The following is a 26420-nucleotide window of genomic DNA, read 5'->3' on the forward strand; positions in this document are numbered from 1 at the left end:
ATCGGCTACTTCATCATCTCGTCGAGCCCGGCGGCCAGCTCGTCGAGCGGCGGCATTTCGTCGATGACATTGGCATCCATTCCAAGCACCTCGCCCACGGCTTCCGGGAAGGGCTCGGCCGGGTCGGCGTCGTCCAGCGTGCGGACGCGCCAGGCGGCCACGTGGACGATGGCCGCCAGCCGGTCCACCGCGCCGCGCCCGAGCGGATCGGGGAAGGCCGCGATCGCATCGGAAAACACGGCGGGGAACTGCCAGCGCCGGGCCAGCTCGGCGCCCACGTCGGCATACGTGTAACCCAGCGCTTCCCGTTCCACGGCCAGGCGGCGCTGGTCGAGCGGCGGCGCGATGGCATCCAGCGCCACGGCCCGCTCCGGCATCGCCGAGTGGATCACCAGTTGCCCGATGGCGTGCATCATGCCGATCGTAAACGCCAGTTCGGTATTGTCGCGCGTCTTCTTGGCGATCCACTTGGCCGCCACCGCCGTGCGCATGCTGTGGCGCCAGAACTCGCCAAGATCGAGCCCGGTCACGGTGCGGAATCCGTTCACGAGGCCCGAACTGATGACGAGCGTGCGCACCGCCACGAATCCCAGCATCAGCACCGCATCCTCGACCGTACCGATACTGCGCGACAGGTTGTAGTACGCCGAATTCGCCAGGCGCAGCAGCTTGGCGCTCAGCACCGGATCGAGCGATACCTTGCGCGCGATCTCTTCGGTGGAGACGGATGCCTTGTCGAAGCTGGCCACCAGTTCCTGGACCACCTTCGGCGCCGTCGGCAGCGCGGCGGGGTGATCGAACAATTCCTCAAGTGTCATCGTGCAGGCCCCCGAATATGTTGCTGTAAGTGAACTATAGCGGATTTTCCACCCCGATGAAGGGCTTTCTGCGCGCGGCGTGTCGCCGGACTTCAGCAGGCTAGCCGCGATTTCCGCAGTCTGTCGCACAATCCTCGTCACGGGGCAGCGGCACCGCTAGAGTGCGCACTGGCGTACCACGCCAAAAAATTCGTTCACACAGACAAAACAAGGGACTTTATGCAAGCCTTCCGAGTACTGCGCCGCCCGCCGCGTGCGAGCACCCTCGCCATGGCGCTGTGCGCCGCACTGGCCTTTTCCTCCAGCCACGCGCAACAGGGCGCGCCGGTTGCTGTCCAGCAAGGCGAACAGCAATCGGCCGCCGTGCTGCCGGGCGACGATTTCTATACCTTCGCCAATGGCCAGTGGCTGGCCGCCACCGAAATCCCGGCGGACCGCAGCGGCTGGAGCGCCGCCCAGGCGCTGGTCGACGAAACCAACCAGCGCATCGTGCAGCTCATCGATGACGCCAGCCGGCAGGGGCAGGGCGACGCAAAAAGGGTAGCCACCTATTACGGGGCCCTGATGGACGAAGCCGGCATCGAAGCGCGCGGCACGGCGCCGCTGCGGCCGGTGCTGGACAAGATCGCCGCCATCCGGGACAAGGCCGGCCTCACGCAGGCGCTGGGCGCCAGCTTGCGGGCCGACGTCGATCCCCTGAACGCCACCGATTTTGCCACCGAGAACCTGTTCGGCGTGTGGATCGCGCAGGGCTTCACGGACCCGGACAACTACGTGCCCTACCTGCTGCAGGGCGGCCTCGGCATGCCGGACCGGGCGTTCTACCTGGAAGAAAACGAGCGGATGAGCCGCCTGCGCACCGCCTACCAGGCGCACATCGCGGCCATGCTGAAACTGGCCGGCTTCACGGAGCCGGAAGCGCGCGCGGCCCGCGTGTTCGAGCTGGAGCGCAAGCTGGCCCAGGCGCATGGCCTGCGCGAGGAATCGTCCGACGTGCAAAAGGCCAACAACGTGTGGGCCGGCAAGGATTTCGCCGCCAGGGCGCCCGGCCTCGACTGGAAGGCCTTCTTCCAGGCCGCCGGGCTGGGCAAGCAGAAGAAGTTCATCGTCTACCACCCGCAGGCCATCATCGGCGCCGCCGCACTGGTAGCTGAAATGCCGGTGCAGACCTGGCAGGACTGGCTGGCTTTCCACACGATCAACCAGCACACCGGCGCGCTGCCGAAGGCGTTTGTCGACCAGCGCTTCGATTTCTACGGCCGCACGCTGAGCGGCACGCCGCAACTGTCGCCGCGCTGGAAGCGCAGCCTGGCCGCCCTGAACGCGGCGATGCCGGAAGCGGTGGGCAAGATGTACGTGGACAAGTATTTCCCGCCGGCGGCCAAGGCCAAGGTGCAGCAGATGGTGGCGAACATCGTCGACGCCTTCCACCAGCGCATCGACCGGCTCGACTGGATGGCGCCGGCCACCAGGCACGAGGCGCATGCCAAGCTGAACGTACTGTACGTGGGCGTGGGATATCCGGAAACGTGGACGACGTATGGCGGCCTGGACGTCAAGCCGGACGATGCCTTCGGCAACGCCTGGCGCGCGGCCCAGTTCCACTACAAGCTGGAGCTGGCCAAGCTGGGCAGGAAGGTCGATGCGAAGGAATGGTCGATGCCGCCGCAGCTCGTCAATGCCGTCAACATGCCGATGCAGAATGCGCTGAACTTCCCGGCCGCGATCCTGCAGCCGCCGTTCTTCGACCCGAACGGCAGCGACGCCGTCAACTACGGTGCCATCGGTTCCGTGATCGGCCACGAAATCAGCCACAGCTTCGACAACATCGGCGCCGAATTCGATTCGAAGGGGCGCCTGCGCGACTGGTGGACCAAGGCCGACCGCGAGCATTTCGCCAAGGCGGCGCAGGCGCTGGTGGCGCAATACTCGGCCTACGACGCCTTCCCCGACCTGAAGCTCAACGGGCAATTGACGCTGGCTGAAAACCTGGCCGACCTGGCCGGCCTGGCCGCCGCGCTCGACGCCTACCATGCCTCGCTGGGCGGCAAGACCAGCCCCGAGACGGATCGCCAGTTCTTCCTCGGCTATGCGCAGGCGTGGCGCGAGAAGGCGCGTGAAGCATCGCTGCGCAACCAGGTCGCTACCGACGAGCACGCACCGGCGCAGTGGCGTACCTACACGGTGCGCAACCTGGACGACTGGTACAAGGCGTTCGACGTGCAGGCCGGCCAGAAGCTGTACCTGCCGCCCGAAGCACGCGTGCGGGTGTGGTAACTGCGCGGCAGCGACGGTGACGCTTAAGCAACCCTTAAACTTGACCGCCGGTTGGTGAACTCTTTTGCAATGTTAGGGAACGTACGGAGGGAAATAATGACTGATCGTATGATTTCTCTAACCCCACGCATTACAGCGTGGTTACCAAGGCAGCCGGCCATCGTGGCCGGCCAGCCACAACGCATAGAGGAGCTCGATCATGAACAGCGATCAAATCAAAGGCAAGGCAAAGGAAGTCGGCGGCAAGATTCAGGAAGAAGCCGGTGAACTGGTCGGCAGCTCGAAACAGCAGGCCAAGGGCCTGAAAAACCAGGCTGAAGGCAAGATCCAGAAAAAAGTGGGCGATGCCCGCGAAGCCGTCGAAGACGCGCTGGACGACGACGTCACCATCAACCGCGGCAACCGCCAGGGCCTGTAAGCACAGGTATCGGCCCAGTGCCGATGAACAACAGCCGCCCTCGGGCGGCTGTTTTGCTTTGGAGCTTCTGGAATATTTCCCAAAAAATGGTGACAGTCACCGTTTTCCCTGCAATGTTTCCTGGAAAATGGTGACTGTCACCGTTTTTTTAACCGGTCTTACTGCACGGTGTCCGGCTTCAGGTGCTTGCGGAAGAACGCGTCGATGCCGACCTGCACGTGCTTGCGCTGCTTGCGGTCCGAGACGCCGTGCTTGGCGCCCGGGTAGGTCATCAGCTCGAACTGCACGCCGCGGTTGACGAGGGCATCGATCATCTTCGTGGTATTGGTGAACAGCACGTTGTCGTCGGCCATGCCATGGATCAGCAGCAGGTTCGATTTCAGGCCGTCGACATGCTTGAACACGGTGCTGTCGGCATAGCCTTCCTTGTTCTCGGACGGCTTGTCCATGAAGCGTTCCGTGTAGTGCGTGTCGTACAGCGCCCAGTCGGTGACGGGCGCGCCGGAAACGCCGGCGGCGATCTTGTCCGAGCCCTGCGACAGCAGGCGCAGCGTCATGAAGCCGCCATAGCTCCAGCCATACACGCCGATGCGCTTCGGATCGACGAAGGCCTGCTTGCCGAGGAAGTCGATGCCGGCCAGCTGGTCCTGCACTTCCACCTTGCCCAGGTTGCGGTAGATCGCGTCCGTGAAGGCGCGTTCGCGGCGGCCCGAGCCGCGGTTATCGAGGCGGAACACCACGTAGCCCTGCTGCGCCATGAACATGTCGAACGGATCGCCCCACTTGCGCGACACGTGCTGCGGGCCCGGGCCGCCGTAGGTGGACAGGTACACCGGATACTTCTTCGCCGGATCGAAGCGGTAGGGCTTGATCATCGACCAGTACAAGGTCTGCCCGTCGCTGGCCTGCAGGGTGCCGTATTCCACCGGCAGGTGGTCCGACTTGTACTGGTAGTACGGGTGCGAGGCATTCACCTCGTTCTTCTCCAGCCACGTCAGGATCGCGCCATCGGGTTTGCGGATCGACACCTGCGGCGGGTTGGCCGGATCGGACCAGGTGTCGACGAACAGCTGGCCGTTGCGCGCGAACGTGGTGTCGTGCCAGCCGTCGGCCTGCGTTACGCGCACGGGCTTGCCGGCGTTGCGGCCGTCCAGCGAGACCGCGTAGGTCTGCTTGTCGATGATGGCGTCCTTGTTCGACGAGAAGTAAACCTTGCCGGCCTGTTCATCCACGGCCAGCAGGTTGTCGATGCCCCATTCGCCCTTGGTCAGCGCATGCTTCACGTTGCCGTCCATGTCGAACAGGTACAGGTGGTTGCGGCCGGTGCGGTGCGACGACCAGACGAAGCCACGGCCGCCGGACAGGAAGCGCAGGTCGTCGTTGATGTCGGTCCAGGTCTTCGCCGTTTCGGTGACGAGCACCTTCTGCGCCAGCGTGGCGGTATCGACGGCGATCAGTTCCAGCTTTTTCTGGTCGCGCGTCTGGCGCTGGAACAGCAGCTTTTTACTGTCGGCGGAAAAATCGGCGCGCACCAGGTAGATATCCTTTTCCGCGCCCAGGTCGATTTCCTTCGTCGCGCCGCTGACCGGATCGACGATGCGCAGTTCCACGATCGCGTTCTTGTCGCCGGCGGCCGGGTAGCGCTGCTCGATCACGTCGGTGCGGTCGGCATAGATCTCGAAGCGGCGCGCCACCGGCACCTGCGCCTCGTCATAGCGGCGGTAGGCGATGGCCGAATCGTCCGGCGCCCAGTAGTAGCCGGTGTACTGGTGCATCTCTTCCTGAGCGACGAATTCCGCCTCGCCGTTGTGCAGCGTGCCCTTGCCATCCGTGGTCAGCGCTTTTTCCTTGCCGGTCGCCAGGTCGATCACATACAGGTTCTGGTCGCGCACGAACGACACGTACTTGCCCTTCGGCGAAATCTTCGGATCGGTCACGTTGCCCGAAGCGACCAGGCGCGCCGCATCCGGTTTGGCGACATCGATCAGGTACAGGTTGCCGGCGATCGGCACCAGCAGCCGCTTGCCGTCGGGCGACCAGCTGTAGTTGATGATGCCTTTCAGCGCGGCGGTGCGCTCGCGCTCGCGGCGCGCCTTCTCGGCATCCGACAGGTTTTCCTCGGCCACCAGCACCTTCGAGTCGACCAGGCGGCGCGTCGATTTGTCCTTCAGGTTGAATTCCCACAGGTCCATCTGGAACTGGTTGTCCGGGCGGCCGCGCAGGAACGTCACCCGGGCGCCATCCGGCGACACCTTCAGCGCGCGCACGCCGTTGCCGGCAAGGGCGGGATCGCTGTGCAGGCGGTCGAGGGTCAGGCGGTCGGCGGATGCCGTGCCGGCGGCCAGCAGGGCCAGGATACTGAGAGCGGTGCGCATGGGAGTCCCGAAATGAACGGTTTGTTATTGGAAGGAAAGCGCAAAACGATACCAGACTGGACAGCGCCTGACGAGGCAGGAAAATTCGGAATACAAGTGCTGCTGCCGACTTTCCTTCGGCAAGCCAGGGAGCCCTTCAGGCCCCGGCCAGCGCCCGCTGGCGCGACAGCCGCTGCAGGTACAGCGTCAGCAGCACGGCCGCGATCGTCAGGCCCAGCACCAGGCCGATCCAGAAGCCGGTGGCGGACATCGGTTCGCCCGGCGCGAACGGCAGCCATTGCGGCGCCAGGCCCAGCACGCAGCCGACCGGCAGCGCCACGCCCCAGAACGCGATCAGCTGGATCACCATCGGCCCGCGCGTGACCTTGTAGCCCCGGATTGCGCACGATGCCGCCACCTGCGCCGCGTCGGACAGCTGGAACAGCGCGGCGAACAGCAGCAGGTGCGCGCACATTTCCTGCACCGCCACGTCCGACGTATAGGCCGCGGCGATGTGGTGGCGGAACACGGCGATGAACAGGGCCGACAGCACCGCGAAGCCGGTGGACATCCACAGGCCCACGAACGAAGCGAAGCGGGCGCGCTGCGGATTGCCTTCGCCCAGCGCCTGGCCGACGCGGGCTATCATCCCGATGCCGAACGACAGCGGCACCATGAAGGTCAGCGAGGCGAAGTTCAGCGCGATCTGGTGCGCGGACACGGTGACCACGCCGAAGCGCGCCACCAGCAGGCTGACGGCGCCGAACACGCTGACCTCGGCGAAATAGGTGACGCCGATCGGCACGCCCAGCTTCAGCATGTTCCACACCTCCGGCCAGTGCGGCCATTCCCATTTGTCGAACGGGTACGAGGTGCGGTAGGCGGGGGCGATGCGGATCCACAGCACGATCGCCAGCAGGTCGAGCCAGACCACGGTGCCGGTGGCCACCGCGCAGCCCAGCGCGCCCATCTTTGGAAAACCGAGGTTGCCGAACACCAGCACCCAGTTGACGGCGATGTTGACGAGCAGGCCGATGATGGCGATCACCATCACGGGCTTGGTCTGGTTGATGCTGGCGCTGTAGCCGTACAGCGCGCGGTAGGCGGCAAATGGCAGCAGGCCGATGCTGACGATGTGCACGAACATCGAGGCGCGCGCATTGACCTCGTCATCGAGCTGCAGGTGGTCGAACAGCAGCGTGGCCAGGTTGGCCGCCAGCGCGGCGACGATGCCCACGCCCACGGCCTTCCACAGCGCCTGCCGCACCGAGTGCGGGATCCGGTCGAACGCGCCGGCGCCCACCTGGTGCGCGACCACCGTGTTCACGGCCATCATGGTGCCGTTGACGGTGACGAGGATGATCGACCATACCGAGGCGCCCAGCGACACCGCGGCCAGCTCGGCGGCGCTGGTGTGGCCCGTCATCGCCACGTCCGCCACGCCCATGCCCACCGTCGCCAACTGGCCGATCAGGACCGGCCAGGCCAGCTGCCACAGCGCGGCGGCTTCTTTGCGGATATTGGGCAAGGTGAACGAATAGGGCATGGGCAGGGGCGGAAACGGGGGAACTTGCGATTCTACCCATGAACGCCTGGTGGCCGCAGTAGGAATTTGTTACAGCTGGCGCGTGCACCGGCCATGCCGCCATTGCGTTATGGGAAGCATGCCGCGCGCGCGTCGCGCCCGGCCAACGCACCAGATGGAGTACACATGAAACGCCTGTTCGCCGCCGCCACGCTGCTGGCATCCTTCAACCTCGCCGCCGCCGGCGAATTGGCGCTGTATTCGCAGCCCGATTTCCGCGGTGCCCAGATCAGCGTGCGCGACACCGTGCGCAATTTCCAGGACACCGGCTTCAACGACCGCGCATCGTCGGCCACCGTCCTCTCCGGCGCCTGGGAAGTGTGCGAGCACAAGGACTTCGGCGGCCGGTGCACCGTGCTGGAACGGGGCGAGTACCGCGACCTGGGCCACCTGGGCAACGCGATTTCGTCGGTGCGCGAACTGGCGCGCGGGGACGACGGCCGCCGCGACCGCAGGGACGACGACCGGCGCGGCTGGCGCGATCGTGGCGATCGTGACGAGCGTGGCAATGATCGGCGTGGCCCGCCGGTCGAGCTGTATTCCACCCGCCAGTTCGGCGGGGACCGCGTGGTGCTGGCGGGCGATGTGCACAGCCTGCGATCGCGCGATTTCAACGACCGGGCCGGCTCGATGGTGGTGCGCGAAGGCGAGTGGGAAGTCTGCGAGCATGACGACTACCGCGGCCGCTGCAGGGTGTACGGGCCGGGCCGCTATCCCGCGCTCGAAGGCTTGAACAACCAGGCCTCGTCGGTGCGCCGGTTGCGCTGACGAAGGTCTTGCAGCGACATCGTTGTAACCTCATGTTCCTCTGGACGACGACCTGGAGAGCATGACGTGGACTACAAGGATTACTACGCGGTGCTGGGCGTGCCGAAGTCGGCCAGCGCCGACGAGATCAAGGCGGCATACCGCAAGCTCGTGCGCAAGTACCATCCGGACGTGAGCAAGGAAACCGACGCGGACGCCAGGACCAAGGAACTGAACGAAGCCTACGGCGTGCTGGGCCTGCGCCGTGGAACGGGGCTGGGTGGTGCAGCGGGTGCGCACCGGCATCCTGCTGGGCGGCACCGGCGATGCACCGGAAGCGTGGCGCTTCACCAGCGTCGACCTGGTGCGCGCGCGCAGTCTCCTGAGGATCGAGCGCGATTTCGACGCGAACGAAGAGGTGGCGGCACTGGTGGTGGATTTGACGGAAGAGGTGCGGCGGCTGCGCCGGCGCTTGCGGGCGGCCGGCTTGCAGTAAGCCGCGCCGAGGCGCGAATGCTGTTCAGCTAGCGACTCAATACGGCCAGCAACGGTCGCGCCTTGGGAGTGAATGTTGGCTTTCGGACCCCAACGGCAAATTCCGGGGTCAGGGTGGAGAACTGGCTGGTAGGCCAGTACCGCTACGCCGGCAAGGAGCGATGCTCCTTGAAACCCCGGCTACGCCCCGGCGGGGTGAAGCAGGGGTTTCGCGAAGCATGCTTCGCGCCTGCGGAAGGGTGCTGGCATGCAGGCCAGCATTCCTTCCTGACCCCAGCCCTTCGCTGTTGGGGTGAATGCATGCGCTTTCAATGTGCCGGATGACGCCCGGCACCGTCCAGCCTATCGCTGGTCTTCCGACCCGCCCCGCGAGCCGCCACCGCCGGACTGCTTGTTGCCCAGGTCATCGATATCGTGACCCGGTTCACCCGGCGAGCCCTGCATGCCGAGCTGGCGGTCGGCCTGCTCGTTGTCGCTGCGGTTGTTCGGGCGCGCCTGGTTCGACCAGGTGTCGGCCTGGGCATTGCCGGCCTTGTCCGATTGCTGGCTGTGGCCACGGCTGCCCATGCCCACGCGCTCGCCGCCCATCGCATCGGCCGGCAGCGCATCGAGGCTGTCGCGGTCGGCCGACTGGCTGCCGCCGCTGCCCAGCGTGGTCTGGCCGATCAGGTTGTCGCCGGATTGCTGGTTGCCCTTGCTGGACCCCTGCATTTCGACGTTGTTGCCGCCCAGGCCGCCGCGGCCCGTCTGGCCGCTCTGCGCGCCCACGTTGTGCAGGTCGCCGCCCCGTTCACCGCCCATGCCGCCCGAGTGCTGGCCGCCATGGCCGCCACCCGTGCCGGCGCGCGGCTTGTCGGCCGATTGTTCCATCTGCTGAGACTGGCCGTTGCCCGGGCCGCCTTGCTGCTGCTGTTCCTTCATTTGCGACAGGCCATTGCGGCCAGGACCGCCCTGGCTGTTCTCGGACTGCTGGTTACTGGATTGCTGACTACCGGATTGCTGGTTGCCGGGACCGCCCTGCTTGTTGGCTATGGTGCCCGAGCCGCCCAGGCTGCTCGACTGCAGGTCACCCCCTTCACCGCTACCCTGCTGCGGCTGTTGCTGCTGCTGGGAAGACCCGCCGCGGTAGTTTTCCTGCGGCGCGCGCTGCACCCCGCCATCGTCGCGGCCGGCGCTGTGCTGCGATGCCTGGCTGCCGCCGTGGGCGACCTGCTGCTGGCTGCGGCCGTCGCCGACTTCGCCCGAGGTGGCGCCCGACTGTTGCGCGCCATAGCTGTCGCGGTTGGATTCCTGCGGGTCGAGCTGGGTGCGCGGGTCGTTGCGCACGCCACCCTGGCCGCCGGGCGAGCCGCCCAGGTAATCCGATTGTCCGTGCATCGAATGGCCTTGCGAGCTTTGCTGGCTTTGCCCGCCCTGGTCGATGCCCTGGCCACTCTGGCCGCCCTGCGTGCCGGATGGGGTGCCGCTGATGCCGTCCTGCGCGCCCTGGCCGCCGATCGATTGTTGTGTCATGTCCGTTCCTCCCGAGCTGCCGGCGGGGCTGCTTTGCTTGCTTGCCGCCTGGTTGATGTTGGGTGCCCTGTTGACTTGCGTGGTGTCGTTGGCAGGCTCGCCGGCGGCATGGTTGCCGCTCTGCGTGTAGTAGCCCGCGTCTTCGGTGTTGGTGAGCTGGTCCTTCTCTCTGGTCATGTCGATCTCCTCTTCAAGTCGCGGCCGGAGCGGCTGTCACGCGGCCCCGGCAGAGGTTTATCGTAGGACGGCAGGCGCGCAGCGGGTGTCAGCGCACATGCCGCGCTGCTGTAGGAGTCTTGAAATGGAAGTCAATACGCCTCGTGCGGCAAGGCATAGTCCAGCGCGAGGATCTGTTCTTTCAGCCAGCGGCCGGCCGGGCCGAGCTGATTGTCGGCACGGTGGATGACGAACAGCGGGTATTGCAGCGCCGCGCCGTCCTGCAGGTGCAGGCGGACCAGCCGGCCGCTGGCCAGGTCTTCGCTGATCATCGCTTCCGGCATGCTGCCCCAGCCCAGGCCCCCGCGCAGCAGCGCATGCTTGGAATGCAGGTCGGCCAGGCGCCAGTCGCGCAGGCCCAGCACGCCGAAGTCCTGGCCCGACGTCAGCGGGCTGCGGTCGGTCAGCACCAGTTGCAGGTGTTCGCGCAGCGCGGCGGTGGGCACCACACCCTCGTACCGTGCCAGCGGATGGAAGGGCGCGCAGACGGGCATCATCGTGACGTGGCCGGCCAGTTGCCGGTCGATATTGTCCGGCAGGTGTACCGGCATGCCGCTCACGCCCAGCTGGCAGCGGCTGTCCAGGACCATTTGCGCCACGCCGCACAGCGCCTCGGTATGCAGCCGCAGCGCCACCGTCGGGTACTCGCGCTGGAACGACTCCAGCAGCATGACAAGGCGGCACATGGGGAACATCACATCGACCACCAGGCATATTTCCGCCTCCAGTCCCGCGCCGAGCGCACGGGCGCGGGCGCGCATGCCGTCCACCCTGGCCGACACGGCACGCGCATCGGCCAGCAGCGCCTTGCCCGCTTCGGTCAGCGTGACACGGCGCTTGCCGCGGTCGAGCAGCGCGATGTTCAGCTGTTCTTCCAGGTTGGCGATGGTGTAGCTGATGACCGATTGCGTGCGGTGCAGCGCCCGCGCGGCATGGGCGAAGCCGCCATGGTCGATCACGGCGATGAAGACCCGAAGCTGGTCGAGGGAGGGGAGACCGGGTTCTCTCATATCAATAAAATCGATCAAGTCGATTGAAATTATGTGGATTTCATCGATATTAAACCCGTTCTATGATGGCTGCAATTCACCACTTATCGAGGAGTTCATCATGGCAAACGTCCTGTACATCAATAGCAGCGTGCGGTCTTCCGGTTCGCTTTCGCGCCAGCTGTCGGCCGAGTTCATCACCAAATGGAAAGCCAGCCACCCGTCGGACACCGTGGTCGAGCGCGACCTGGCGGCCCGGCCGGTACCGCACCTGACCGAGGAAATGCTGGGCGCGTTCTTCACGCCGCCCGAGGCGCGCAATGCCGAGCAAGCCTTTACCGTGAAGCTGTCGGACCAGCTGGTCGACGAAGTGCTGGCCGCCGACGTGATCGTGATCGGTGCGCCGATGTACAACTTCTCCGTACCGTCCGGCCTGAAGGCTTATATCGACCACATCGCCCGCGCCGGCCGTACCTTCAAGTACACCGAGACCGGCCCGGTCGGCCTGGCCGGCGGCAAGAAGGTGTACGTGTTCACCGCCAGCGGCGGCGTCTACAGCGAAGGCCCGGCGGCCGGCTACGATTTCCTGGCCACCTACCTGCGCGCCGTGCTGGGCTTCCTCGGCATCACCGACATCACCTTCGTCCAGGCCGAAGGCGTCGCGCTGGGTGAGCAGGCGCTGGCCGACACTCTGGCGAAAAGCCGCCAGTCGATCGACGCCCTCGCCGCCGCGTAATGCGGCCTTGCCGCGGCCCAGGCCGTGTCATGGTGTAAGGCACCGTGACACGAGCTCTGCTGCAAGAAATGGCTCAGGCCGTGTCATGGGGGTGATGGAGGGGTTTCGCGAAGCCTGCTTCGCGCCTCCAGAACGGTGCAGCCTTGCAGGGCTGCACTCCTTCCAGGCACCGTGACACGAGCTCATTCATTCGATTTTGCAGGTGTTTGGTCGATTTTCATGCCAGCCGGTATGATGGGGCTTGCTGTCCGACGGAGCCTATCAATGAAAGACCGACTGCACCTGCTTGTCATCGATCCACAGAACGACTTCTGCGACCTGCCCCCCGAATCCCTGCCGATCGACACGGAAACCGGCCGCGCGCGCATGCCCGCGTTGCCGGTGCCGGGCGCCCACGACAACATGCTGCGCCTGGCGCAACTGATCGAACGGGGCCGCGCCGGCCTGGCGGCGATCACCGTCACGCTCGATTCCCACCACCGCTACCACGTGGCGCACCCGACCTTCTGGGTGGCCGGCGATGGCGGGCCGGTCATGCCATTCACCGAGATCACCGCGGCCGATGTATGTGCCGCGCGCTTCCTGCCGCGTGATCCGCGCGGGCGCGAACGCGCGCTGGCCTACCTCGACGCGCTCGAGGCGGCCGGCCGCTACCGCCTGATGGTGTGGCCGGTGCACTGCGAAATCGGCACCTGGGGCCACAACGTGCATGACGCCGTGCGCAACGCCTACAACCGCTGGGAAGACGCGGCGCTGGGCGTGGTGGCGAAAGTCGCCAAGGGCTCGAACCCGTGGACCGAGCACTATTCGGCCGTGATGGCCGAAGTGCCCGATGCCGGCGAACCCGATACGCTGGAAAACCGCCAGCTGCTGGCCAGCCTGCGCGATGCCGACCGCGTGTACATCGCCGGGGAGGCCGGCAGCCATTGCGTGAAGTCGACCGTCGAGCACATCGCCGAGCGCTTCGGCGCCGATGCCTCGAAGCTGGTGCTGATCACCGATTGCATGAGCCCTGTGCAAGGCTTCGAAGCGCAGCAACAGGACTTCTTCGACCGGATGCGCGCCGCGGGCGTGGGCTTCGCGCAAGCCTCCGATGTGGTGCAGGAACTGCTCGTCAACGCTGGGCGCTGACATGACCGATATGACCGACATGACCGAAAACTTCCAACCCGTCGTCCGCAGCCTGCTGGAAACCGACCTGTATAAATTCTCCATGTGGCAGGCGCTGCTGCACTGGCACCCGGGCGCGCAGGCCGAGTATGAATTCAAGTGCCGCAACCAGCCGGCCTATCCGCTGGCCGAATTGAAGGACGAGATCGAGCGCCAGCTCGACCACCTGTGCACGATGACGTTCCGCGAAGAGGAACTCGAGTATCTGCGCTCGCTACGCTACATCAAGAGCGACTTCGTCGACTTCCTCACCGTGTTCCGCTTCCAGCGCAAGTTCATCTCCGTGGAAACCAATGGCGACGAACTGCTGATCCACGCGCGCGGGCCGCAGGTGCACGTGATGGGCTTCGAGATCTTCGTGCTGTACATCGTCAATGAACTGTATTTCCGGCGCTTCGACCAGGAAGCCGCGCTGGCCGAGGGCCGCCGCCGCCTGGACGCCAAGATCGCCGCGCTCAAGGCGTTCGGCAAGGAGCCGATGCAGCGCAACCCGTTCGAGTTTTCCGACTTCGGCGTGCGCCGCCGCTTCTCGGGCGAATGGCACGACGAAGTGGTGCGCCGGCTGGCGGCGGAAGTGCCGGAATTCTTCAAGGGCACCTCGAACGTGTACCTGGCGATGCGCTACAAGATCCACCCGATCGGCACCATGGCGCACGAGTACATGCAATCGTTCCAGGCCTTCGGCGTGCGCCTGCGCGACTTCCAGAAAGCGGCGCTGGAGGACTGGGTGCAGGAATTCCGCGGCGACCTGGGCACGGCGCTGACGGACGTGGTGGGCATGGATGCGTTCCTGCGCGACTTCGACCTGTACTTCGCCAAGCTGTTCGACGGCCTGCGCCATGATTCGGGCGACCCGGTCGAATGGGGAGAGAAGGCCATTGCCCACTATGCGCGGCTGCGCATCGATGCCAACACGAAGCGGCTGGTGTTCTCCGATGGGCTGGACCTCGACAAGGCGATCCACCTGTACCGCCATTTCGCCGACCGCATCATGACCGGCTTCGGCATCGGTACCTGGCTGACCAACGACCTGGGCGTGAAGCCGCTGAACATCGTGATGAAGCTGGTGCGCTGCAACGGCCAGTCGGTGGCCAAGCTGTCGGACTCGCCGGGCAAGACGATGAGCAAGGATGAAACCTTCCTCGCTTACCTGCGGCAGGTATTCGAGCATCCCGCTGCCTGACAGGAACTGACGGGGAAACTGGCCGGGAAACTGTCATGGAGCGATGCCTGGCTGCGCTGAGCGGCAAGGCATCGCTGATGCCGCGCCGCGCCCCGACCGTTCCAGGCCCGCGCGGTCAGGCTTCGGTGCCGCCGTAGCGCAGCATCAGTGCGGTGGCCTGTTCGCGCTGCTCGCCGCTGTCGACATCGACGGACAGCAGCGCGGCGGGGCGGTGCACCGGACGGTCGGTATCGTCCGCATCGTCCGGCGTCAGCGATTCCATGATGTTTTCAACGGCCAGGGTGGGCGTGTCGACAGCGCGCGCGTCGTGCAGGTTCAGTTGCACGGACGAGCCCTGGAAGCCGGCTTCCAGCAGCGCGGCACGGGCCGATTCGGCATCCTCGACCGTCTTGAAGTTGCGGTGAATGGTGTCTGGCATGGCAGTTCCTGTAAGGGTTGACCTGCCCGCATTGTGCTGCAAAAACAACAATGGCGGCGCGCCGATGCGGGGCGCCACGGTCTGCCCCGAAGCCGCGGGACCCTCCGTGCGGAGCACATCCCGTGCCCCGCCATCAGGTCAGAACCCGTTGACCACCGTCTCCAGGTGCTCGACCTTCGGCGGCTCGGCAAAATAACCGCCCACCAGCGCACGCCAGGCCTGGAAATCCTCGCTGCCGCGGAAGTCCACGGTATGGTTCTCGAGGGTTGCCCAGCCGATCAGCAGGCGATAGGTTTCCGGGCGTTCGATGGTGCGGTCGATGCGCATGGATACGCACCCTTTGGCACGCCGGAACAGCGGCACGGCTTCGCGCACGGCGGCTTCGAAGGCTTCCGCGGTGCCCGGCTTGATGGTGATTTCGGCGATTTCGTGGATCATGAAATGTCTCCTGATGAGTAATCCAGGCATTGTGCCTCAACCTTCCCATGAACGCAGCGTGGTGTTGACGACCGACAGGCTGCTGCTGCGCCTGTGGCGCGACGCCGACGTGGCGCCGTTCGTGGCGCTCAATGCCGACCCGGCCGTGACGGAATACCTGCCCGGCCCCGTGACGCCGGAACAGGCCGTGCAATTCTTCAGCGCGCAAAACGCGATGCATGCGCGGCATGGCTGCTGCTACTTCGCCGCCGAGCTGAAGGAAACGGGCGAACTGGCCGGCTTCGTCGGCTTGAAATACCAGGATTTCGCCACGTCTTTCGCGCCCTGCCATGAGGTGGGCTGGCGGCTGGCGTCGCGCCATTGGGGCAAGGGCCTGGCCAGCGAAGGGGCGCGTGCCGCCTTGCGCTTCGGCTTCGGGCGTCTCGGCCTGCACGAGATCATGTCGTTCACGGTGGCGGAGAATGCGCGCTCGCGGCGCGTGATGGAGAGGCTGGGGATGGTGCGCGACCCGGATGGGGATTTCGCGCACCCGGCGTTACCGGTGGAACATCCTTTGTCGCAACATGTCCCGTACCGCCTGCCAAGGGCCGCTTTCGGCACCTGATCGGCAGGCTCGGCAACGCCACCGGCTCGCGGTGGCGCTACCCGGCATCAACCCTGCTGGTCGTCGCCGCTCGATTGCTGGTTGCCGGCCGAGCCTTGCAGGCCGGTCGGATCGCTGGGGCGGCCGCCGCCGGACAGGCTTTGCTCACGATCCTCGTTGCGATCCTTCTGGCGGTTGCCCGCGCCCGAGCCGCTTTCGCTGCCCAGGGTATTGGTGCCGTCGCTGGCGTAGCCCTGGCCATCCTGGTCCGCGGCCGAACCGTCGGACAGCAGGTCATCGGTGCGCGCCGTCTGCATGCTTCCTTGCCACGGGGTGTTGGCCGCTTCGTCGTAGCCTTCGTCGGTGCCGGTGCGGCCCGTGCCGCCCGTGCCCATGGTGCCCGCGCTGCTCGTACCGTTATGGGTTTTCTGGTCCAGGGTACGTCCGCCGTTGCCTTGATTTTGCATGATGGTCTCCTGATTGATTGATTGCAGGCCATCATAGGACCCGGCCGGAGGGGGCGGAATAGGCGCGCGGGAGTGGTGGGTGTAGGAGGACAGGCAATGAAAAACGGCGGGGCCGCAGCCCTGCCGTGCGTGTCGCGTCAGTGCGTGTCGCCTCAGTGCGTGCCCGCCTCAGCGCAGCAGCGCTTTGCGGCGGGCCGTGAAGCCCACGGCCGCGAGACCCAACCCGAGCATCAGCCAGGTGGACGGTTCAGGCACCGCCGCCACGGGCCCCGGCATGATGGACCCCGGGCCGCCGATGGTGAAGCTGTATGCCCCGAATTCCGAGTCGTTGAAGCCGGTGATGACGAACGTGTATTGCAGCCCGGCCGTCAATTCCGCCTGGAAGCCGGACGTGTTGGGTGTGAGGATGTCGTCGTTGAACCGGATCAGGTTGTCGTTCGGCGCGCTGGCGTCGAAACCGCCTTCATACAGGATGATCATGCTGTCGAAGCGGGCCGCGGCCAGGAATTTGTAGCGGCCGTCCGTGTCGACATGGAAGTCGAACGCCTGGTAGGGCACGGCGGTTCCCACGCCATTGAAGGCGGCATCGACGTCCCAGGTGGGCTGGCCGGTGGAGTCGCCGACATGGCTGAAGAATTCTGCGCTGGCCGTGCTGGCGAAGCCGGTGAACAGTGCGCATGCCGCGAGCGCGGCGCTGAAAAATTTCCTGATATTCATGACGTTCCTCGTGAATGGCTCGATGATGGTGGACAGCTAACTGGACAGCTGGACAGCTGATAACTGCGGCGCTTCAGCGCCGCGCGGCGCGCTGGCGTGCATGCGCGATGGCGGCCAGGCCCAGGGCCAGCATCATCCAGGTGGATGGTTCCGGCACGGGCGCCACACTGCCGGGTCCGCCGATGGTCAGGCTGTATTTGCCGAATTCGTCATCCTCCAGGCCGGTCACCACCAGCGTGTAGCTCAGCCCGGGAAACAGGTTCGAGACGAAGCCGGAAGTGTCCGGCGAGAAGATGTCGTTGTTGTGCCGGATCAGGTTCGTGGTCGGAGAAGCTGCGTCGAACTCGCCCGCATACAGGAAGATAGCGCTATCAAAATCAGCCATCGCGAGGAACTGGTACGTGCCGCCAGCGCTCACCGTAAAGGTCAGCTGGTCGTAGGGCACGGCGTTGCCGGCATCGATGTAGATGGCGCCCACGTCCAGCGTGGCAAGGCCGGTGGTATCGCCGCGCTCGATGTGGAAATCGGCCTTGGCGGTATGCATGAGTCCGGCGAACAGCGCACAGATCGTGAGCGCGTTGCGGAGCAGTCTGGTGATATTCATCGCAGGTTCCTTATGGGAGTGGGTGGGGAGATGAATGCATGGCGGAGCGCGAGCCCCGCCATCGGTGAATCAATGCTGCGTTTTGCGGCGCGCCGTGTAGCCGACTGCCGCCAGGCCGACGCCCAGCATCAGCCAGGTCGAAGGTTCGGGTACTGCGGAGATCAAGCCAGGGCCGCCGATCGTCGCGCTGTAGAAGCCATATTCCGGATCGTCGGACCCGGTGACGATAAAGAAGTAGGTGGAGCCGGTTTCCAGGTCCGCCGCGAAGGCAGCCGTGGTGGACGAGACATTGTCGTCGCTGCCGTTGACGAAGTTGGCCGTGGTATCGGCTGGATCGAAGCTGTTTTCAAACAGCAGGATCGCGGCGTCGTATTCGGCTGTTACCTGGAAGGTATATTCGCCTGCGGTATCGACCGTGAACGCGTATTGGGTGTAAGGAATCGCGCTGCCCGGGAACGCCCACGGTGTCAGGTCGAGGGTCGGGCCGCCGGTGGTGTTGCCCGTGTGTGTCGTGATTTCAGCGTTTGCTGTCTGTGCAATACCGATGAACAGTGCGCTCGCAGCGACCGCCGTACGCAGGAACTTCGTGATTTTCATGTCTTCTCTTGCTCCAATGATGAGTTTTTTTTTGCCGAAGAGTTATCTCAACGGTAGGGCAAGTATTGCATGACTTTTTTACATGGATGCGCAGGGGTTTAAGCTTTATTTAAGTATGTGTTTATGATGTTTTTTATGGAAAATAAGAGTTTCTTTATGGAAGCTTCTCCAGAGGGAAACGTGTGCGAACTGATGAATAGAGAGCGCACATGCAGTGTTGGAAATTAGCGACACTGCGTTACGCCGCAGTGTTGTTGACAGGGGCGTGGGCCTGGACAGCGTGCGGTGGGGCAGGACGACGGCGGGGCGCCAACGTGAAAAAACCCGCACGCGGCGGGTTTTAGCGGAACGACGCAGGCTTGCTCAGGCGTTATGACGGCGGCGGGCCAGCCACCCCAGCATGCCACCGCCGACGAGCAACATGCCCCAGGTCGACGGTTCCGGCACGGCCGACACGTGCAGGTCGTCGTAGGCGTACGCATCGTTGTTACCGATCAATTCCACGCGGGCGATGCCATTGCCTGCCACACTGAGCTGCGTCCAGTTCGTCGAGAAATCCGCGACCGCGCTGTCGAGCAGCGTGCCGGCGGCATCGTAGGCGTTCATCGTGAACGTTCCGCCGGAGCTGCTGGCACCCCAGATCGACACGAATGCCGATGCGGTGGCGAACGCAATATTCTCGACATTACCGGTCGTCGGGGCATTGAACGCCAGGAAGTTCGTGCCGCTGAGGGCGTCGAAGCCGAAGTTGCTTGCCTGGTCGAGGATGTAACCGCCGCGGGTGTTTTGCGGGGTCGTCGTGCCGCTGAAGGTGATGCCGAGTGGCGCGTAGCGTTCGGTGAGCGGGGTGCTGTAGATGAACAGGGAGCTTTCGGCCTGTTCGTCGAAATTGAGCGTGGTCGCGGCACTGGCAGCGCTGGCAGCGAGGACGGTGGTGGCGGCGAGGGCGAAGACGGATTTGACGAAGGCCATGATGGATCCCGGGTTGAAAGTTGAGAATTTATCATGCATCTTAACAATATACAATTATAATTTCCTAAAGAATATGTCTCTCTGCAGCGCGTAATGCCAGATGAACTGCGGCGCGCGCTATCCGTAGCGGCAGGGTCGGCAGACGCGCGCGGGGATGGCTTGGCGTACTGATATACTGTATAAAAACACAGTATATTTTGCGTCGTGAGTAACTTTTATCCTCCATCGCTCACAAAAGAGCAGCTTCACGAGATAGGCCTGCGGCGGCATGAGCCGGCGCCGGGAGATGTCCAGGCATTGCTGTGGGAGATTGCACGCCTGCGTTCGATTGCTACCAGGGCGCACCAGTATCTCATCGGGCCTGATGGGCTGATCGAGGATGTGCTGCGGCGCGAGCTGGACGAGTGTGCATGTGTGAAGGAGCAACAGCGCATGCGGGAAGAGGGGGCCAGAAAGGAATAGAGCCAGTCGTGCGGGGGCGATAGCGGTGGACCGCTATGGATGGCATCGCACTATTGGGGAGGACGGCACTTAGTCGTTGTGGTGACACTGGCAGTGCCAGCCCGAGCAGGATCAGGTCGGCACGAATGCCCTGCACCAGCATCGCACCGGGATGCCGGTACCGTAGTGCCTGCTACGTTGCCGGCGAAGTCGGGCTAGTGGTGGCAAGCAAGCCCGCCGGGCGGTAGCGACCTCGCGGAGCGAGGTCGTGAATGGGCGAATCAGAGAGCCCGGAGGGTTGCGCTGGTAAGCGCAACCCGCTTGGCAGCGCGCCGCAGTGCGGCGTGAAACCCTGCCAAAGCCGCTTGCAAGCGCAAGTCCCTTTGGCGGCACCGAGCGGTACTCGGTGAGACTCCGCCAAGCCCATCGGCCACCGCTGGCAAGCAAGTGGCCGCTCCATGGGCAGGCCGCAGGCGGCCTGAATTCACCGTTCCGCCGTCCGTGAACGGATGCGGATAGGAGTCCCGGAGTCGGGACCAGAGAATAAAAGAAAATGGCCCAGGCAAAGATACCCCCGCGCATGGGCTGTTGGCTCATCTGCTGCCGAAGGCCGATCGCCGAAATGGCGCAAAACTGTGCCGCGAAATTTCGCAGTAGTTCGCATCCGTGTGCGTACGAAGTTCGTATGAAGCCGCCGCCGCTTGCAACCAGCCAGACGAAAGTTGTCCGCTTGGTCTGCACCTGGCAATCGCCGATATTTTGAGGTCACATCACGGCGGTGGCCGGCTTTCGACACGGCATCTGCTGAATTAACAGGGATTTGCTGATTCAACAGCCGCTTTAATAAATCAATATTCGGTTTTCCCATGTGAATCAGTGTCTTAGGTCGATTACGTTTGATTAACACGTTCAAAAGGGAGGGCGGGCGCGTGGGGAATAAGGGTGTCCAGTGGTCGAGACCCCAGACTTTGCACCGCCCCCTGTCAACAGCTAGCCTCCCGGTCTACTTTGCAACGATGACAATAAGACAAGGGAGTTGAACAAAATTGAGTCAGATCATGCTAATCTGACAATGTCATGTCGGTGCAGGCCATCGCATGACATCCATATCAACCACTTTCTAAGGACTGAAATGAAATCGACCCGCATATTGAGCAGCGTCGTGTTTGCGGCTGCGCTACTCTCGGCTAGCGCCGCTAACGCAGAACTATATAAGTTCACCGTAAGTGGCGACTATTCGGCCACGTGGCAGCTTGATAGCGATGAGGCGCCGGCTGCCGTCTTTCTAGGGCAAAGTTTTCGTTACGACGGCGTCAATGGCTTGTTTTCCGGATCTCACGAGGGGACTGCCGACCTATATTTCCGGAACGGCTCGAAACGCGGTGGACTGTTTATTGTTGATTACCCACGCAACGTCGCCCTGATGCTCAGCTACGGCCCGCAGCTCTATAGCGGCAGCGAAGATAATTTCGAGTTCAAGGCAGGTACCTTTGAGCTGACCGATACCTGGTTCGGGACGGAGCGATACACGCTGACCATTTCCGCCGTTCCTGAACCGGCAACGTACGGAATGATGCTGGCCGGCCTAGGCTTGGTCGGTATCGCACTGCGCCGTCGCCAAGCTAATGTCTAAGTGAGCGGTGCGCGCTAACCTGGCGGCATGGCCACGAGCGCCGTCCGCGTGAATGGCGCGCATCCCCGGGTCCTTCGCCGCTGGTCAGTCGATCGAGTGGCCACCGTTGATCCTGCTCGGCGCTGGCGGGTCATTTCCGCCAGCATCGCGCGCGTGCGCGTACTGGTCGCAAATGCCGCGGTCGGAACAGAGAACAAGAGAATTGGGATCAGGCAAAGCCCGCCGGGCGGTAGCGACCTCGCGGAGCGAGGTCGTGAATGGGCGAATCGGAGAGCCGGGAGGGTTGCGCTGGTAAGCGCAACCCGCTTGGGCAGCGCACCGCAGTGCGGCGTGAAACCCTGCCGAAGCCGCTTGCAGGCGCGGGTCGGATTTGCGGCACCGAGCGGTGCTCGGCAAAACCCCGCCAAAGCCCATAGGCCCCCGCTGGCAGGCGGGTGGCCGCTCCACGGGCAGGCCGCAGGCGGCCTGAATTCCCCGTTCCGCCGTCCGTGAACGGACGCGGATTGGATTCCCGGAGTCGGAACCAGAGAACAAAAGAAAACGGCCCAAGCAAGCCCGCCGGGCGGTAGCGACCTCGCGGAGCGAGGTCGTGAACGGGCGAATCGGAGAGCCCCGCGCTGGTAGGCGCGGGTCGGATTTGCGGCAGCGAGCGGTGCTCGCCGAAACCCCGCAAATCCCCCGCGTCCGCAAGCACTCCACAGACAGTTCTACATACTTAGCACTATCAATTAATTTAACCGGAACAACGGGGACGTGCACCCTTTGTTCAAGCGAGTTACCTTAAATTTCGGAAGCAACCAAGTAACCCGGTTGAGTCCTAGCCTCTGTAAATGACTCCACAGCTTTTAACGGCCCACCCCAGAGGCGAGGTGTTGTGGAGCTAACAGCGATTAAGCTGCCAGTGCGTACGAGTTATCGTTTGCAGTTAGTTTGTTTCTGGATGTATTTACGAGGTGACCAGCCCTCGGTATGCCCTGTTCTGCTTTGCAACCCACGTCGAAGCCAGGTCGTCCCCACAGAAGGAAAGAGCATTGTACCCCAAAGCGGCGGCCAGTGCATGCGAATGCAGCGCGGCTGTGCAGGTTCCGGCGCCGTTTAAGCGCCGGTTAAGGGGCGATCGAGCGTCGAAGGAGCGTAGCCTGAGATTCGCCTAGGCGCCGAGCGACCGCCGTGTGAGCGTTGCCTGAGCATCGATCACGCGCCGCCGAAAGCCCGGATCAGGCGCGCAGGACAGGCAGGGGCCGAGCGTTGTCGGGCAAGCGCTGGATAACAGGTGCACCCGCCGTGAACGAGCACTCGAACAGGTGACGGCGCGAACGGCCGGCCTGGGCGGATTCCAGGTCGTAGAACCCATCGGCACCCTGGAAACCGAGGTCGACCGTCAGCTTCGTCAGGAAATACGTGTATTGCAGCTCGGCCAGGTGGTCGCGCCGGTTGCCCAGTTCGATCTCGCTGCGCAGGCGCGACGTGGGACCCTCGAAATAGCCGATCAGCGCGCCTTCCAGCAGATCCACGTGGGTGCGCATCGATGCTTCTTCGGAAAGGTCGGTCGCAGCCGTCTCCACCTTCACATCGAAACGCTGGATCAGCAGGAACATGTCGCTATCCACCATGCCAGCGTCGCGTGCCCGGTTCACCGCCATGTGATGGCCCTTGGCCAGCCGGCCGGCCGGGTCGTGCGTCTGGCCGACGTAGAGCACGGTGCCGGGGAACGCCAGCCCCGTCTCGTAGCGCTGCACCAGGTCGTGGATGCTGAGCGTTTCCACCAGCGCGCCCCAGTTCAGCAGCAGGAATTTGTCCTGCACCTGCACGAGCGGTTTCTTGTAGGTGGCTTCGAATGGAACGTCGAGGTCGATGGTGATCGTGCTCTTGCGCTCTTCCGCGCCGATCAGCACGGGAATGGTCAGCTTCAGCGAGAAAAAGCTCCAGCTGACATTGCGCTGCAAGTCGAAGCGCAGGCGCGGGCGGGCGACGAGGAAGTACAGCAGGCGCTTTTCCATCGTGCCGTCGATGGCGAACTGCACGCGGCGCAGGTAGCGGCCGACAGGGTCGCGGAAGTCCGGCAGCGGACTGCCATCCACCAGCAGGTCATACCAATAGAATTTCGTCTCTGCTACCGTGGCTGTCCAGACTTGCGGCGCACTGCTGCGCGGGATGTGAGACGGTTCGGTCGCGTTTTCGCCAGGCATTGCTGCCTCCCCGGTGAAAGTTGCTGGTTAATTAATACGTGTTACCTCTATGGTACGACGATTACTTAACTTAGGGCAACTTGAATTGGGTGATCAAGCCGCCAGCGTGACGCCGCCGACGGAAGCCAGCACGAGCGCCAGCAGTGCTTCCGGCGTATCGACCAGGTGGTCCGCCTCCCAGCTGGCCGGTTCCGATGCGCCACAGTAGCCCCACTGGCACGCCACCGTCGTCATGCCGGCGGCGCGGCCACCCTGGATGTCGCGCAGGTCGTCGCCCACGTACCAGCATTGTTCAGGCGCGACGCCGATGCGGCGCGCCGCTTCCAGCAGCGGGGCAGGGTGCGGTTTCGCGTGCGGCGTGGTGTCGCCCGAAATGACGCAGCCGGCGTGATCGAGGCCGATCAGCGGCATCAGCGGATCGGTGAAACGGGCCGACTTGTTGGTGACGATGCCCCAGGCCAGGCCGGCGTCCGCGAGGCCGGCAAGCAGGGTGCCGACGCCGGGGAACAGCGAGCTGTGCACCATCATCGCGTTTTCGTAGTAGCTGAAGAATTCATCGCGCAGCTCCACGAAGCCTTCGTCTTCCGGCTTCAGCCCGAAGGCGGCGCCGATCATGCCACGCGCGCCGTGCGATGCGGTCGGGCGCAGGATGTCGTACGGCGTGGGCGCCAGGCCGCGGTCGGTGCGCAGCCGGTTGACGGCGGCCGCCAGGTCGGGGGCGGTATCGGCAAGGGTGCCATCGAGGTCGAACAGGATGGCGCGCGGGGCGGTCGTGAAGCTCATGGTCGGAGTCGTTCAATTATGGGCGGCCGGGCGGCCGCCCGGGTCACTCAGGGCGAATGCACGACATCATGTAGTTCACACTGGTGTCGTTGTTCAGCGAATAAAACTTGGTCAGCGGGTTGTAGCCCAGCCCCTTCAGGCTTTCCACCTGCAGCCCGGCGCTGCGCACATATTGCGACAGCTCGGCCGGCGTGATGAATTTTTCGTAGGTATGCGTGCCCTTCGGCAGCATGCGCAGCACGTATTCGGCGCCGATCACCGCAAACAGGTAGGACTTCGGATTGCGGTTCAGCGTGGAGAAGAACACGTGGCCGCCCGGCTTCACCAGCGTGGCGGCGGCGCGCACGATCGCGGCCGGATCCGGCACGTGCTCGAGCATTTCCATGCAGGTCACCACGTCGTACTGGCCCGCTTCCTCGGCTGCCATGTCCTCGGCGGCGATCAGCTTGTAGCGCACCGGCACGCCCGATTCCAGGCTGTGCAGGTCGGCCACCTTCAGGGCGCGCTTCGACAGGTCGATGCCCGTCACGGTGGCACCCTTCTTCGCCATCGATTCGGACAGGATGCCGCCGCCGCAGCCGATGTCGATCACGTTCTTGCCCGCCAGCGGGGCGCGCGCGTTGATCCATTCCAGGCGCAGCGGATTGATGTCGTGCAGGGGGCGGAATTCAGACGTCGGGTCCCACCAGCGGTGGGCCAGCTCGCTGAATTTTTGCAATTCAAGTGGGTCGGCGTTTGCGTTCATGACGCGAATCATAACGGTTATTGGTCGGGTTCCAAAGTACGGCTGAAAAATGTGCCCCAGGAAACGTTGCCGAAAATCGGGGACAGTCCCTAATGCCGCTAAGTTAAGCGTTGCCCGATACGTTGGAAGCGCATGCATTCACCCCAACAGCGAAGGGCTGGGGTCAGACCCGCCGGGTCTGACCCCGGAATTTGCACTTGGGTGGGCTTATCTAAGCGGCATTAGGGACTGTCCCCGGTGTTGTAAAGCTACCAGCAGGCGCGGCTGTGGGATGGGCAAAAAAAATCCCGCCGAAGCGGGATTTTGTGGCGTGAGCCGGGATTACTTGTTGCGGGTACCGACGACTTCGATTTCCACGCGGCGGTTCTTCGCGCGGCCTTCGGCGGTCTTGTTGTCGGCGACCGGCTGCTTCTCGCCCTTGCCTTCGGTGTACACGCGGTTCGCGTCGACGCCCTTCGACAGCAGGTATGCCTTCACGGATTCGGCGCGGCGCACGGCCAGCTTCTCGTTGTAGGCATCGGTGCCCACGGAGTCGGTGTGGCCGACGGCGATCACGACTTCCACGTTGATGCCGCCCAGCTTGCCCGACAGCTCGTCCAGCGCCTGCTTGCCTTCCGGCTTCAGCACGGCCTTGTCGAAGTCGAAGAACGCATCGGCGTTGTAGCTGACTTTTTCAGACGTCGGCACCGGTGCCGCGGCTGGTGCAGGTGCCGGGGCAGGGGCCGGTGCCGGAGCGGCCGGCGGCGGCGGTGCCACGCACTTGCCGTTTTCCAGGCGCTCGGGTTCCACGCAGATCGGCAGGTCGCAGCCTGGCACCGCGTCGGCCGGCGTCCAGTAGCCGGTGCGCCAGCACAGGCCGAACGGGTTGCGGGCGATCACGCCGCGCTGGTCCTGCACGTAGGCGCTCTTCGGTTTTGGCGCCTGGATATCCTGGGTCACGGGCGCGAAAGGCGGCGCGGTCGGCTTGTCTTGCGCGACTGCGGTGCCAGCAAGGACGGCCGACGCTGCGAAGATGCTGGAGATCAATTTTTTCATGTTTTTGTTTCCTTTCGGTGTGTTATCGGCAGCCTGCGCCGCGCGACGTACGTTGCATATTGCTAAAGTGCGAGCGGCGCGAATACTAACATGTGGCTCGGTATTGGGTCCCCGACCCCGGCGATATCCGATGAGGCGCGGGGAAGTGACTGCCGATTTGCGATTCAGCCAAGTTTGTATTTCCGTCATTTTGCCATACGCGCTGGCATCGCACGAATCGCGCTCCGACCCGGCCGCCCGCCGCATTCGACCAAAATGTTGTGTTGTTGCAACGCTCATATAACACTTATGGCATTGT

The 26420-nt window shown here is 64.1% G+C and carries 25 protein-coding genes, 1 other RNA gene and 1 pseudogene; 10 read left to right on the plus strand and 17 right to left on the minus strand.

Going from position 1 to position 26420, the window contains the following annotated elements; genetic code table 11:
• Nucleotides 1-5: 5 nt before the first annotated feature.
• On the minus strand, nt 6-818 hold the full coding sequence (locus tag OU994_RS08740) for an HDOD domain-containing protein (RefSeq protein ID WP_281610435.1): 813 nt from the start codon (nt 816-818) through the stop codon (nt 6-8).
• Between the two features lie 219 nt (nt 819-1037).
• On the opposite strand from OU994_RS08740, the gene OU994_RS08745 reads away from it, so the two are divergent.
• Nucleotides 1038-3095: a M13 family metallopeptidase gene (locus tag OU994_RS08745; protein WP_281610436.1), complete on the plus strand. Its 2058-nt coding sequence runs from the start codon at nt 1038-1040 to the stop codon at nt 3093-3095.
• A 199-nt stretch (nt 3096-3294) separates the two neighbouring features.
• A complete protein-coding gene (locus OU994_RS08750) occupies nt 3295-3513 on the plus strand; it encodes a CsbD family protein (protein ID WP_281610437.1) in 219 nt (72 codons plus the stop codon).
• 158 nt (nt 3514-3671) lie between these two features.
• Here the strand turns inward: OU994_RS08750 and OU994_RS08755 are convergent, their stop codons facing one another.
• Nucleotides 3672-5888, minus strand: a complete 2217-nt coding sequence (locus OU994_RS08755) for a S9 family peptidase (RefSeq protein ID WP_281610438.1) — start codon at nt 5886-5888, stop codon at nt 3672-3674.
• Nucleotides 5889-6024: 136 nt separating this feature from the next.
• Nucleotides 6025-7413: an MATE family efflux transporter gene (locus tag OU994_RS08760; protein WP_281610439.1), complete on the minus strand. Its 1389-nt coding sequence runs from the start codon at nt 7411-7413 to the stop codon at nt 6025-6027.
• A 165-nt stretch (nt 7414-7578) separates the two neighbouring features.
• Between OU994_RS08760 and OU994_RS08765 the strand changes: the two genes are divergently transcribed.
• The 3 genes and pseudogenes from OU994_RS08765 to OU994_RS08775 all read left to right on the plus strand — a co-directional run bounded on the left by OU994_RS08765 (nt 7579) and on the right by OU994_RS08775 (nt 8695).
• Nucleotides 7579-8220 (plus strand): beta/gamma crystallin-related protein, encoded by a 642-nt coding sequence (locus tag OU994_RS08765; protein WP_281610440.1) that lies wholly within the window; start codon nt 7579-7581, stop codon nt 8218-8220.
• A 66-nt stretch (nt 8221-8286) separates the two neighbouring features.
• Nucleotides 8287-8457: pseudogene (locus OU994_RS08770) on the plus strand (DnaJ domain-containing protein); the annotation flags it as partial.
• Nucleotides 8458-8464: 7 nt separating this feature from the next.
• Nucleotides 8465-8695, plus strand: a complete 231-nt coding sequence (locus OU994_RS08775) for a chaperone modulator CbpM (protein WP_281610441.1) — start codon at nt 8465-8467, stop codon at nt 8693-8695.
• Nucleotides 8696-9036: 341 nt separating this feature from the next.
• Here the strand turns inward: OU994_RS08775 and OU994_RS08780 are convergent, their stop codons facing one another.
• Nucleotides 9037-10383 (minus strand): hypothetical protein, encoded by a 1347-nt coding sequence (locus tag OU994_RS08780; RefSeq protein WP_281610442.1) that lies wholly within the window; start codon nt 10381-10383, stop codon nt 9037-9039.
• Between the two features lie 131 nt (nt 10384-10514).
• Entirely contained in the window at nt 10515-11432 is a 918-nt protein-coding gene (locus OU994_RS08785; RefSeq protein WP_281610443.1) for a LysR family transcriptional regulator, read from the minus strand.
• Between the two features lie 100 nt (nt 11433-11532).
• Between OU994_RS08785 and OU994_RS08790 the strand changes: the two genes are divergently transcribed.
• From OU994_RS08790 to pncB, 3 genes are all read left to right on the plus strand, one after another.
• Nucleotides 11533-12147: an FMN-dependent NADH-azoreductase gene (locus tag OU994_RS08790; RefSeq protein ID WP_131147224.1), complete on the plus strand. Its 615-nt coding sequence runs from the start codon at nt 11533-11535 to the stop codon at nt 12145-12147.
• Between the two features lie 264 nt (nt 12148-12411).
• The gene (locus tag OU994_RS08795) at nt 12412-13278 is read left to right on the plus strand and encodes a cysteine hydrolase (RefSeq protein ID WP_281610444.1); all 867 of its coding nucleotides are present in this window, start codon (nt 12412-12414) and stop codon (nt 13276-13278) included.
• A 1-nt stretch (nt 13279) separates the two neighbouring features.
• Entirely contained in the window at nt 13280-14500 is a 1221-nt protein-coding gene (gene pncB, locus OU994_RS08800; RefSeq protein ID WP_281610445.1) for a nicotinate phosphoribosyltransferase, read from the plus strand.
• Nucleotides 14501-14615: 115 nt separating this feature from the next.
• Here the strand turns inward: pncB and OU994_RS08805 are convergent, their stop codons facing one another.
• Both OU994_RS08805 and OU994_RS08810 read right to left on the minus strand, forming a co-directional pair.
• Nucleotides 14616-14918, minus strand: coding sequence for a hypothetical protein (locus OU994_RS08805; RefSeq protein WP_281610446.1), 303 nt, complete (start codon nt 14916-14918; stop codon nt 14616-14618).
• A gap of 138 nt (nt 14919-15056) precedes the next feature.
• On the minus strand, nt 15057-15356 hold the full coding sequence (locus OU994_RS08810) for an antibiotic biosynthesis monooxygenase (RefSeq protein WP_281610447.1): 300 nt from the start codon (nt 15354-15356) through the stop codon (nt 15057-15059).
• Nucleotides 15357-15414: 58 nt separating this feature from the next.
• Between OU994_RS08810 and OU994_RS08815 the strand changes: the two genes are divergently transcribed.
• Entirely contained in the window at nt 15415-15960 is a 546-nt protein-coding gene (locus tag OU994_RS08815; RefSeq protein WP_281610448.1) for a GNAT family N-acetyltransferase, read from the plus strand.
• 47 nt (nt 15961-16007) lie between these two features.
• Here OU994_RS08815 and OU994_RS08820 read toward each other — a convergent pair whose 3' ends face one another.
• The 5 genes from OU994_RS08820 to OU994_RS08840 all read right to left on the minus strand — a co-directional run bounded on the left by OU994_RS08820 (nt 16008) and on the right by OU994_RS08840 (nt 19296).
• Nucleotides 16008-16406, minus strand: a complete 399-nt coding sequence (locus OU994_RS08820; RefSeq protein WP_281610449.1) for a hypothetical protein — start codon at nt 16404-16406, stop codon at nt 16008-16010.
• Nucleotides 16407-16574: 168 nt separating this feature from the next.
• A complete protein-coding gene (locus OU994_RS08825) occupies nt 16575-17123 on the minus strand; it encodes a PEP-CTERM sorting domain-containing protein (protein ID WP_281610450.1) in 549 nt (182 codons plus the stop codon).
• 73 nt (nt 17124-17196) lie between these two features.
• A complete protein-coding gene (locus tag OU994_RS08830; protein ID WP_281610451.1) occupies nt 17197-17727 on the minus strand; it encodes a PEP-CTERM sorting domain-containing protein in 531 nt (176 codons plus the stop codon).
• A 69-nt stretch (nt 17728-17796) separates the two neighbouring features.
• A complete protein-coding gene (locus tag OU994_RS08835) occupies nt 17797-18324 on the minus strand; it encodes an FxDxF family PEP-CTERM protein (RefSeq protein ID WP_281610452.1) in 528 nt (175 codons plus the stop codon).
• A gap of 363 nt (nt 18325-18687) precedes the next feature.
• A complete protein-coding gene (locus tag OU994_RS08840; RefSeq protein ID WP_281610453.1) occupies nt 18688-19296 on the minus strand; it encodes a PEP-CTERM sorting domain-containing protein in 609 nt (202 codons plus the stop codon).
• A gap of 1573 nt (nt 19297-20869) precedes the next feature.
• Here OU994_RS08840 and OU994_RS08845 point away from each other — a divergent pair.
• The gene (locus OU994_RS08845) at nt 20870-21370 is read left to right on the plus strand and encodes a PEPxxWA-CTERM sorting domain-containing protein (RefSeq protein ID WP_281610454.1); all 501 of its coding nucleotides are present in this window, start codon (nt 20870-20872) and stop codon (nt 21368-21370) included.
• Between the two features lie 676 nt (nt 21371-22046).
• Here the strand turns inward: OU994_RS08845 and ssrA are convergent.
• The 5 genes from ssrA to ompA form a co-directional block, all read right to left on the minus strand.
• Nucleotides 22047-22377: a transfer-messenger RNA gene (ssrA, locus tag OU994_RS08850) on the minus strand.
• 210 nt (nt 22378-22587) lie between these two features.
• The gene (locus OU994_RS08855) at nt 22588-23559 is read right to left on the minus strand and encodes a hypothetical protein (RefSeq protein ID WP_281610455.1); all 972 of its coding nucleotides are present in this window, start codon (nt 23557-23559) and stop codon (nt 22588-22590) included.
• Nucleotides 23560-23652: 93 nt separating this feature from the next.
• On the minus strand, nt 23653-24342 hold the full coding sequence (locus OU994_RS08860) for an HAD family hydrolase (protein WP_281610456.1): 690 nt from the start codon (nt 24340-24342) through the stop codon (nt 23653-23655).
• A 43-nt stretch (nt 24343-24385) separates the two neighbouring features.
• Entirely contained in the window at nt 24386-25087 is a 702-nt protein-coding gene (ubiG, locus tag OU994_RS08865) for a bifunctional 2-polyprenyl-6-hydroxyphenol methylase/3-demethylubiquinol 3-O-methyltransferase UbiG (protein WP_281610457.1), read from the minus strand.
• Between the two features lie 321 nt (nt 25088-25408).
• Complete coding sequence (gene ompA, locus OU994_RS08870) at nt 25409-26122, minus strand: outer membrane protein OmpA (protein WP_131147211.1); 714 nt, start codon at nt 26120-26122, stop codon at nt 25409-25411.
• Between the last annotated feature and the right edge of the window lie 298 nt (nt 26123-26420).

The sequence above is a fragment of the Pseudoduganella sp. SL102 genome (assembly GCF_027856995.1).
Taxonomy (GTDB): Bacteria; Pseudomonadota; Gammaproteobacteria; order Burkholderiales; family Burkholderiaceae_D; genus Rugamonas; species Rugamonas albidiflava.

Bases quoted from the DNA above. Each gene is read 5' to 3' on its own strand.
- OU994_RS08740 (WP_281610435.1), bottom strand. From the start codon at position 818: ATGACACTTGAGGAATTGTTCGATCACCCCGCCGCGCTGCCGACGGCG.
- OU994_RS08745 (WP_281610436.1), top strand. From the start codon at position 1,038: ATGCAAGCCTTCCGAGTACTGCGCCGCCCGCCGCGTGCGAGCACCCTC.
- OU994_RS08750 (WP_281610437.1), top strand. From the start codon at position 3,295: ATGAACAGCGATCAAATCAAAGGCAAGGCAAAGGAAGTCGGCGGCAAG.
- OU994_RS08755 (WP_281610438.1), bottom strand. From the start codon at position 5,888: ATGCGCACCGCTCTCAGTATCCTGGCCCTGCTGGCCGCCGGCACGGCA.
- OU994_RS08760 (WP_281610439.1), bottom strand. From the start codon at position 7,413: ATGCCCTATTCGTTCACCTTGCCCAATATCCGCAAAGAAGCCGCCGCG.
- OU994_RS08765 (WP_281610440.1), top strand. From the start codon at position 7,579: ATGAAACGCCTGTTCGCCGCCGCCACGCTGCTGGCATCCTTCAACCTC.
- OU994_RS08780 (WP_281610442.1), bottom strand. From the start codon at position 10,383: ATGACCAGAGAGAAGGACCAGCTCACCAACACCGAAGACGCGGGCTAC.
- OU994_RS08785 (WP_281610443.1), bottom strand. From the start codon at position 11,432: ATGAGAGAACCCGGTCTCCCCTCCCTCGACCAGCTTCGGGTCTTCATC.
- OU994_RS08790 (WP_131147224.1), top strand. From the start codon at position 11,533: ATGGCAAACGTCCTGTACATCAATAGCAGCGTGCGGTCTTCCGGTTCG.
- OU994_RS08795 (WP_281610444.1), top strand. From the start codon at position 12,412: ATGAAAGACCGACTGCACCTGCTTGTCATCGATCCACAGAACGACTTC.
- pncB (WP_281610445.1), top strand. From the start codon at position 13,280: ATGACCGATATGACCGACATGACCGAAAACTTCCAACCCGTCGTCCGC.
- OU994_RS08805 (WP_281610446.1), bottom strand. From the start codon at position 14,918: ATGCCAGACACCATTCACCGCAACTTCAAGACGGTCGAGGATGCCGAA.
- OU994_RS08810 (WP_281610447.1), bottom strand. From the start codon at position 15,356: ATGATCCACGAAATCGCCGAAATCACCATCAAGCCGGGCACCGCGGAA.
- OU994_RS08820 (WP_281610449.1), bottom strand. From the start codon at position 16,406: ATGCAAAATCAAGGCAACGGCGGACGTACCCTGGACCAGAAAACCCAT.
- OU994_RS08825 (WP_281610450.1), bottom strand. From the start codon at position 17,123: ATGAATATCAGGAAATTTTTCAGCGCCGCGCTCGCGGCATGCGCACTG.
- OU994_RS08830 (WP_281610451.1), bottom strand. From the start codon at position 17,727: ATGAATATCACCAGACTGCTCCGCAACGCGCTCACGATCTGTGCGCTG.
- OU994_RS08835 (WP_281610452.1), bottom strand. From the start codon at position 18,324: ATGAAAATCACGAAGTTCCTGCGTACGGCGGTCGCTGCGAGCGCACTG.
- OU994_RS08840 (WP_281610453.1), bottom strand. From the start codon at position 19,296: ATGGCCTTCGTCAAATCCGTCTTCGCCCTCGCCGCCACCACCGTCCTC.
- OU994_RS08845 (WP_281610454.1), top strand. From the start codon at position 20,870: ATGAAATCGACCCGCATATTGAGCAGCGTCGTGTTTGCGGCTGCGCTA.
- OU994_RS08855 (WP_281610455.1), bottom strand. From the start codon at position 23,559: ATGCCTGGCGAAAACGCGACCGAACCGTCTCACATCCCGCGCAGCAGT.
- OU994_RS08860 (WP_281610456.1), bottom strand. From the start codon at position 24,342: ATGAGCTTCACGACCGCCCCGCGCGCCATCCTGTTCGACCTCGATGGC.
- ubiG (WP_281610457.1), bottom strand. From the start codon at position 25,087: ATGAACGCAAACGCCGACCCACTTGAATTGCAAAAATTCAGCGAGCTG.
- ompA (WP_131147211.1), bottom strand. From the start codon at position 26,122: ATGAAAAAATTGATCTCCAGCATCTTCGCAGCGTCGGCCGTCCTTGCT.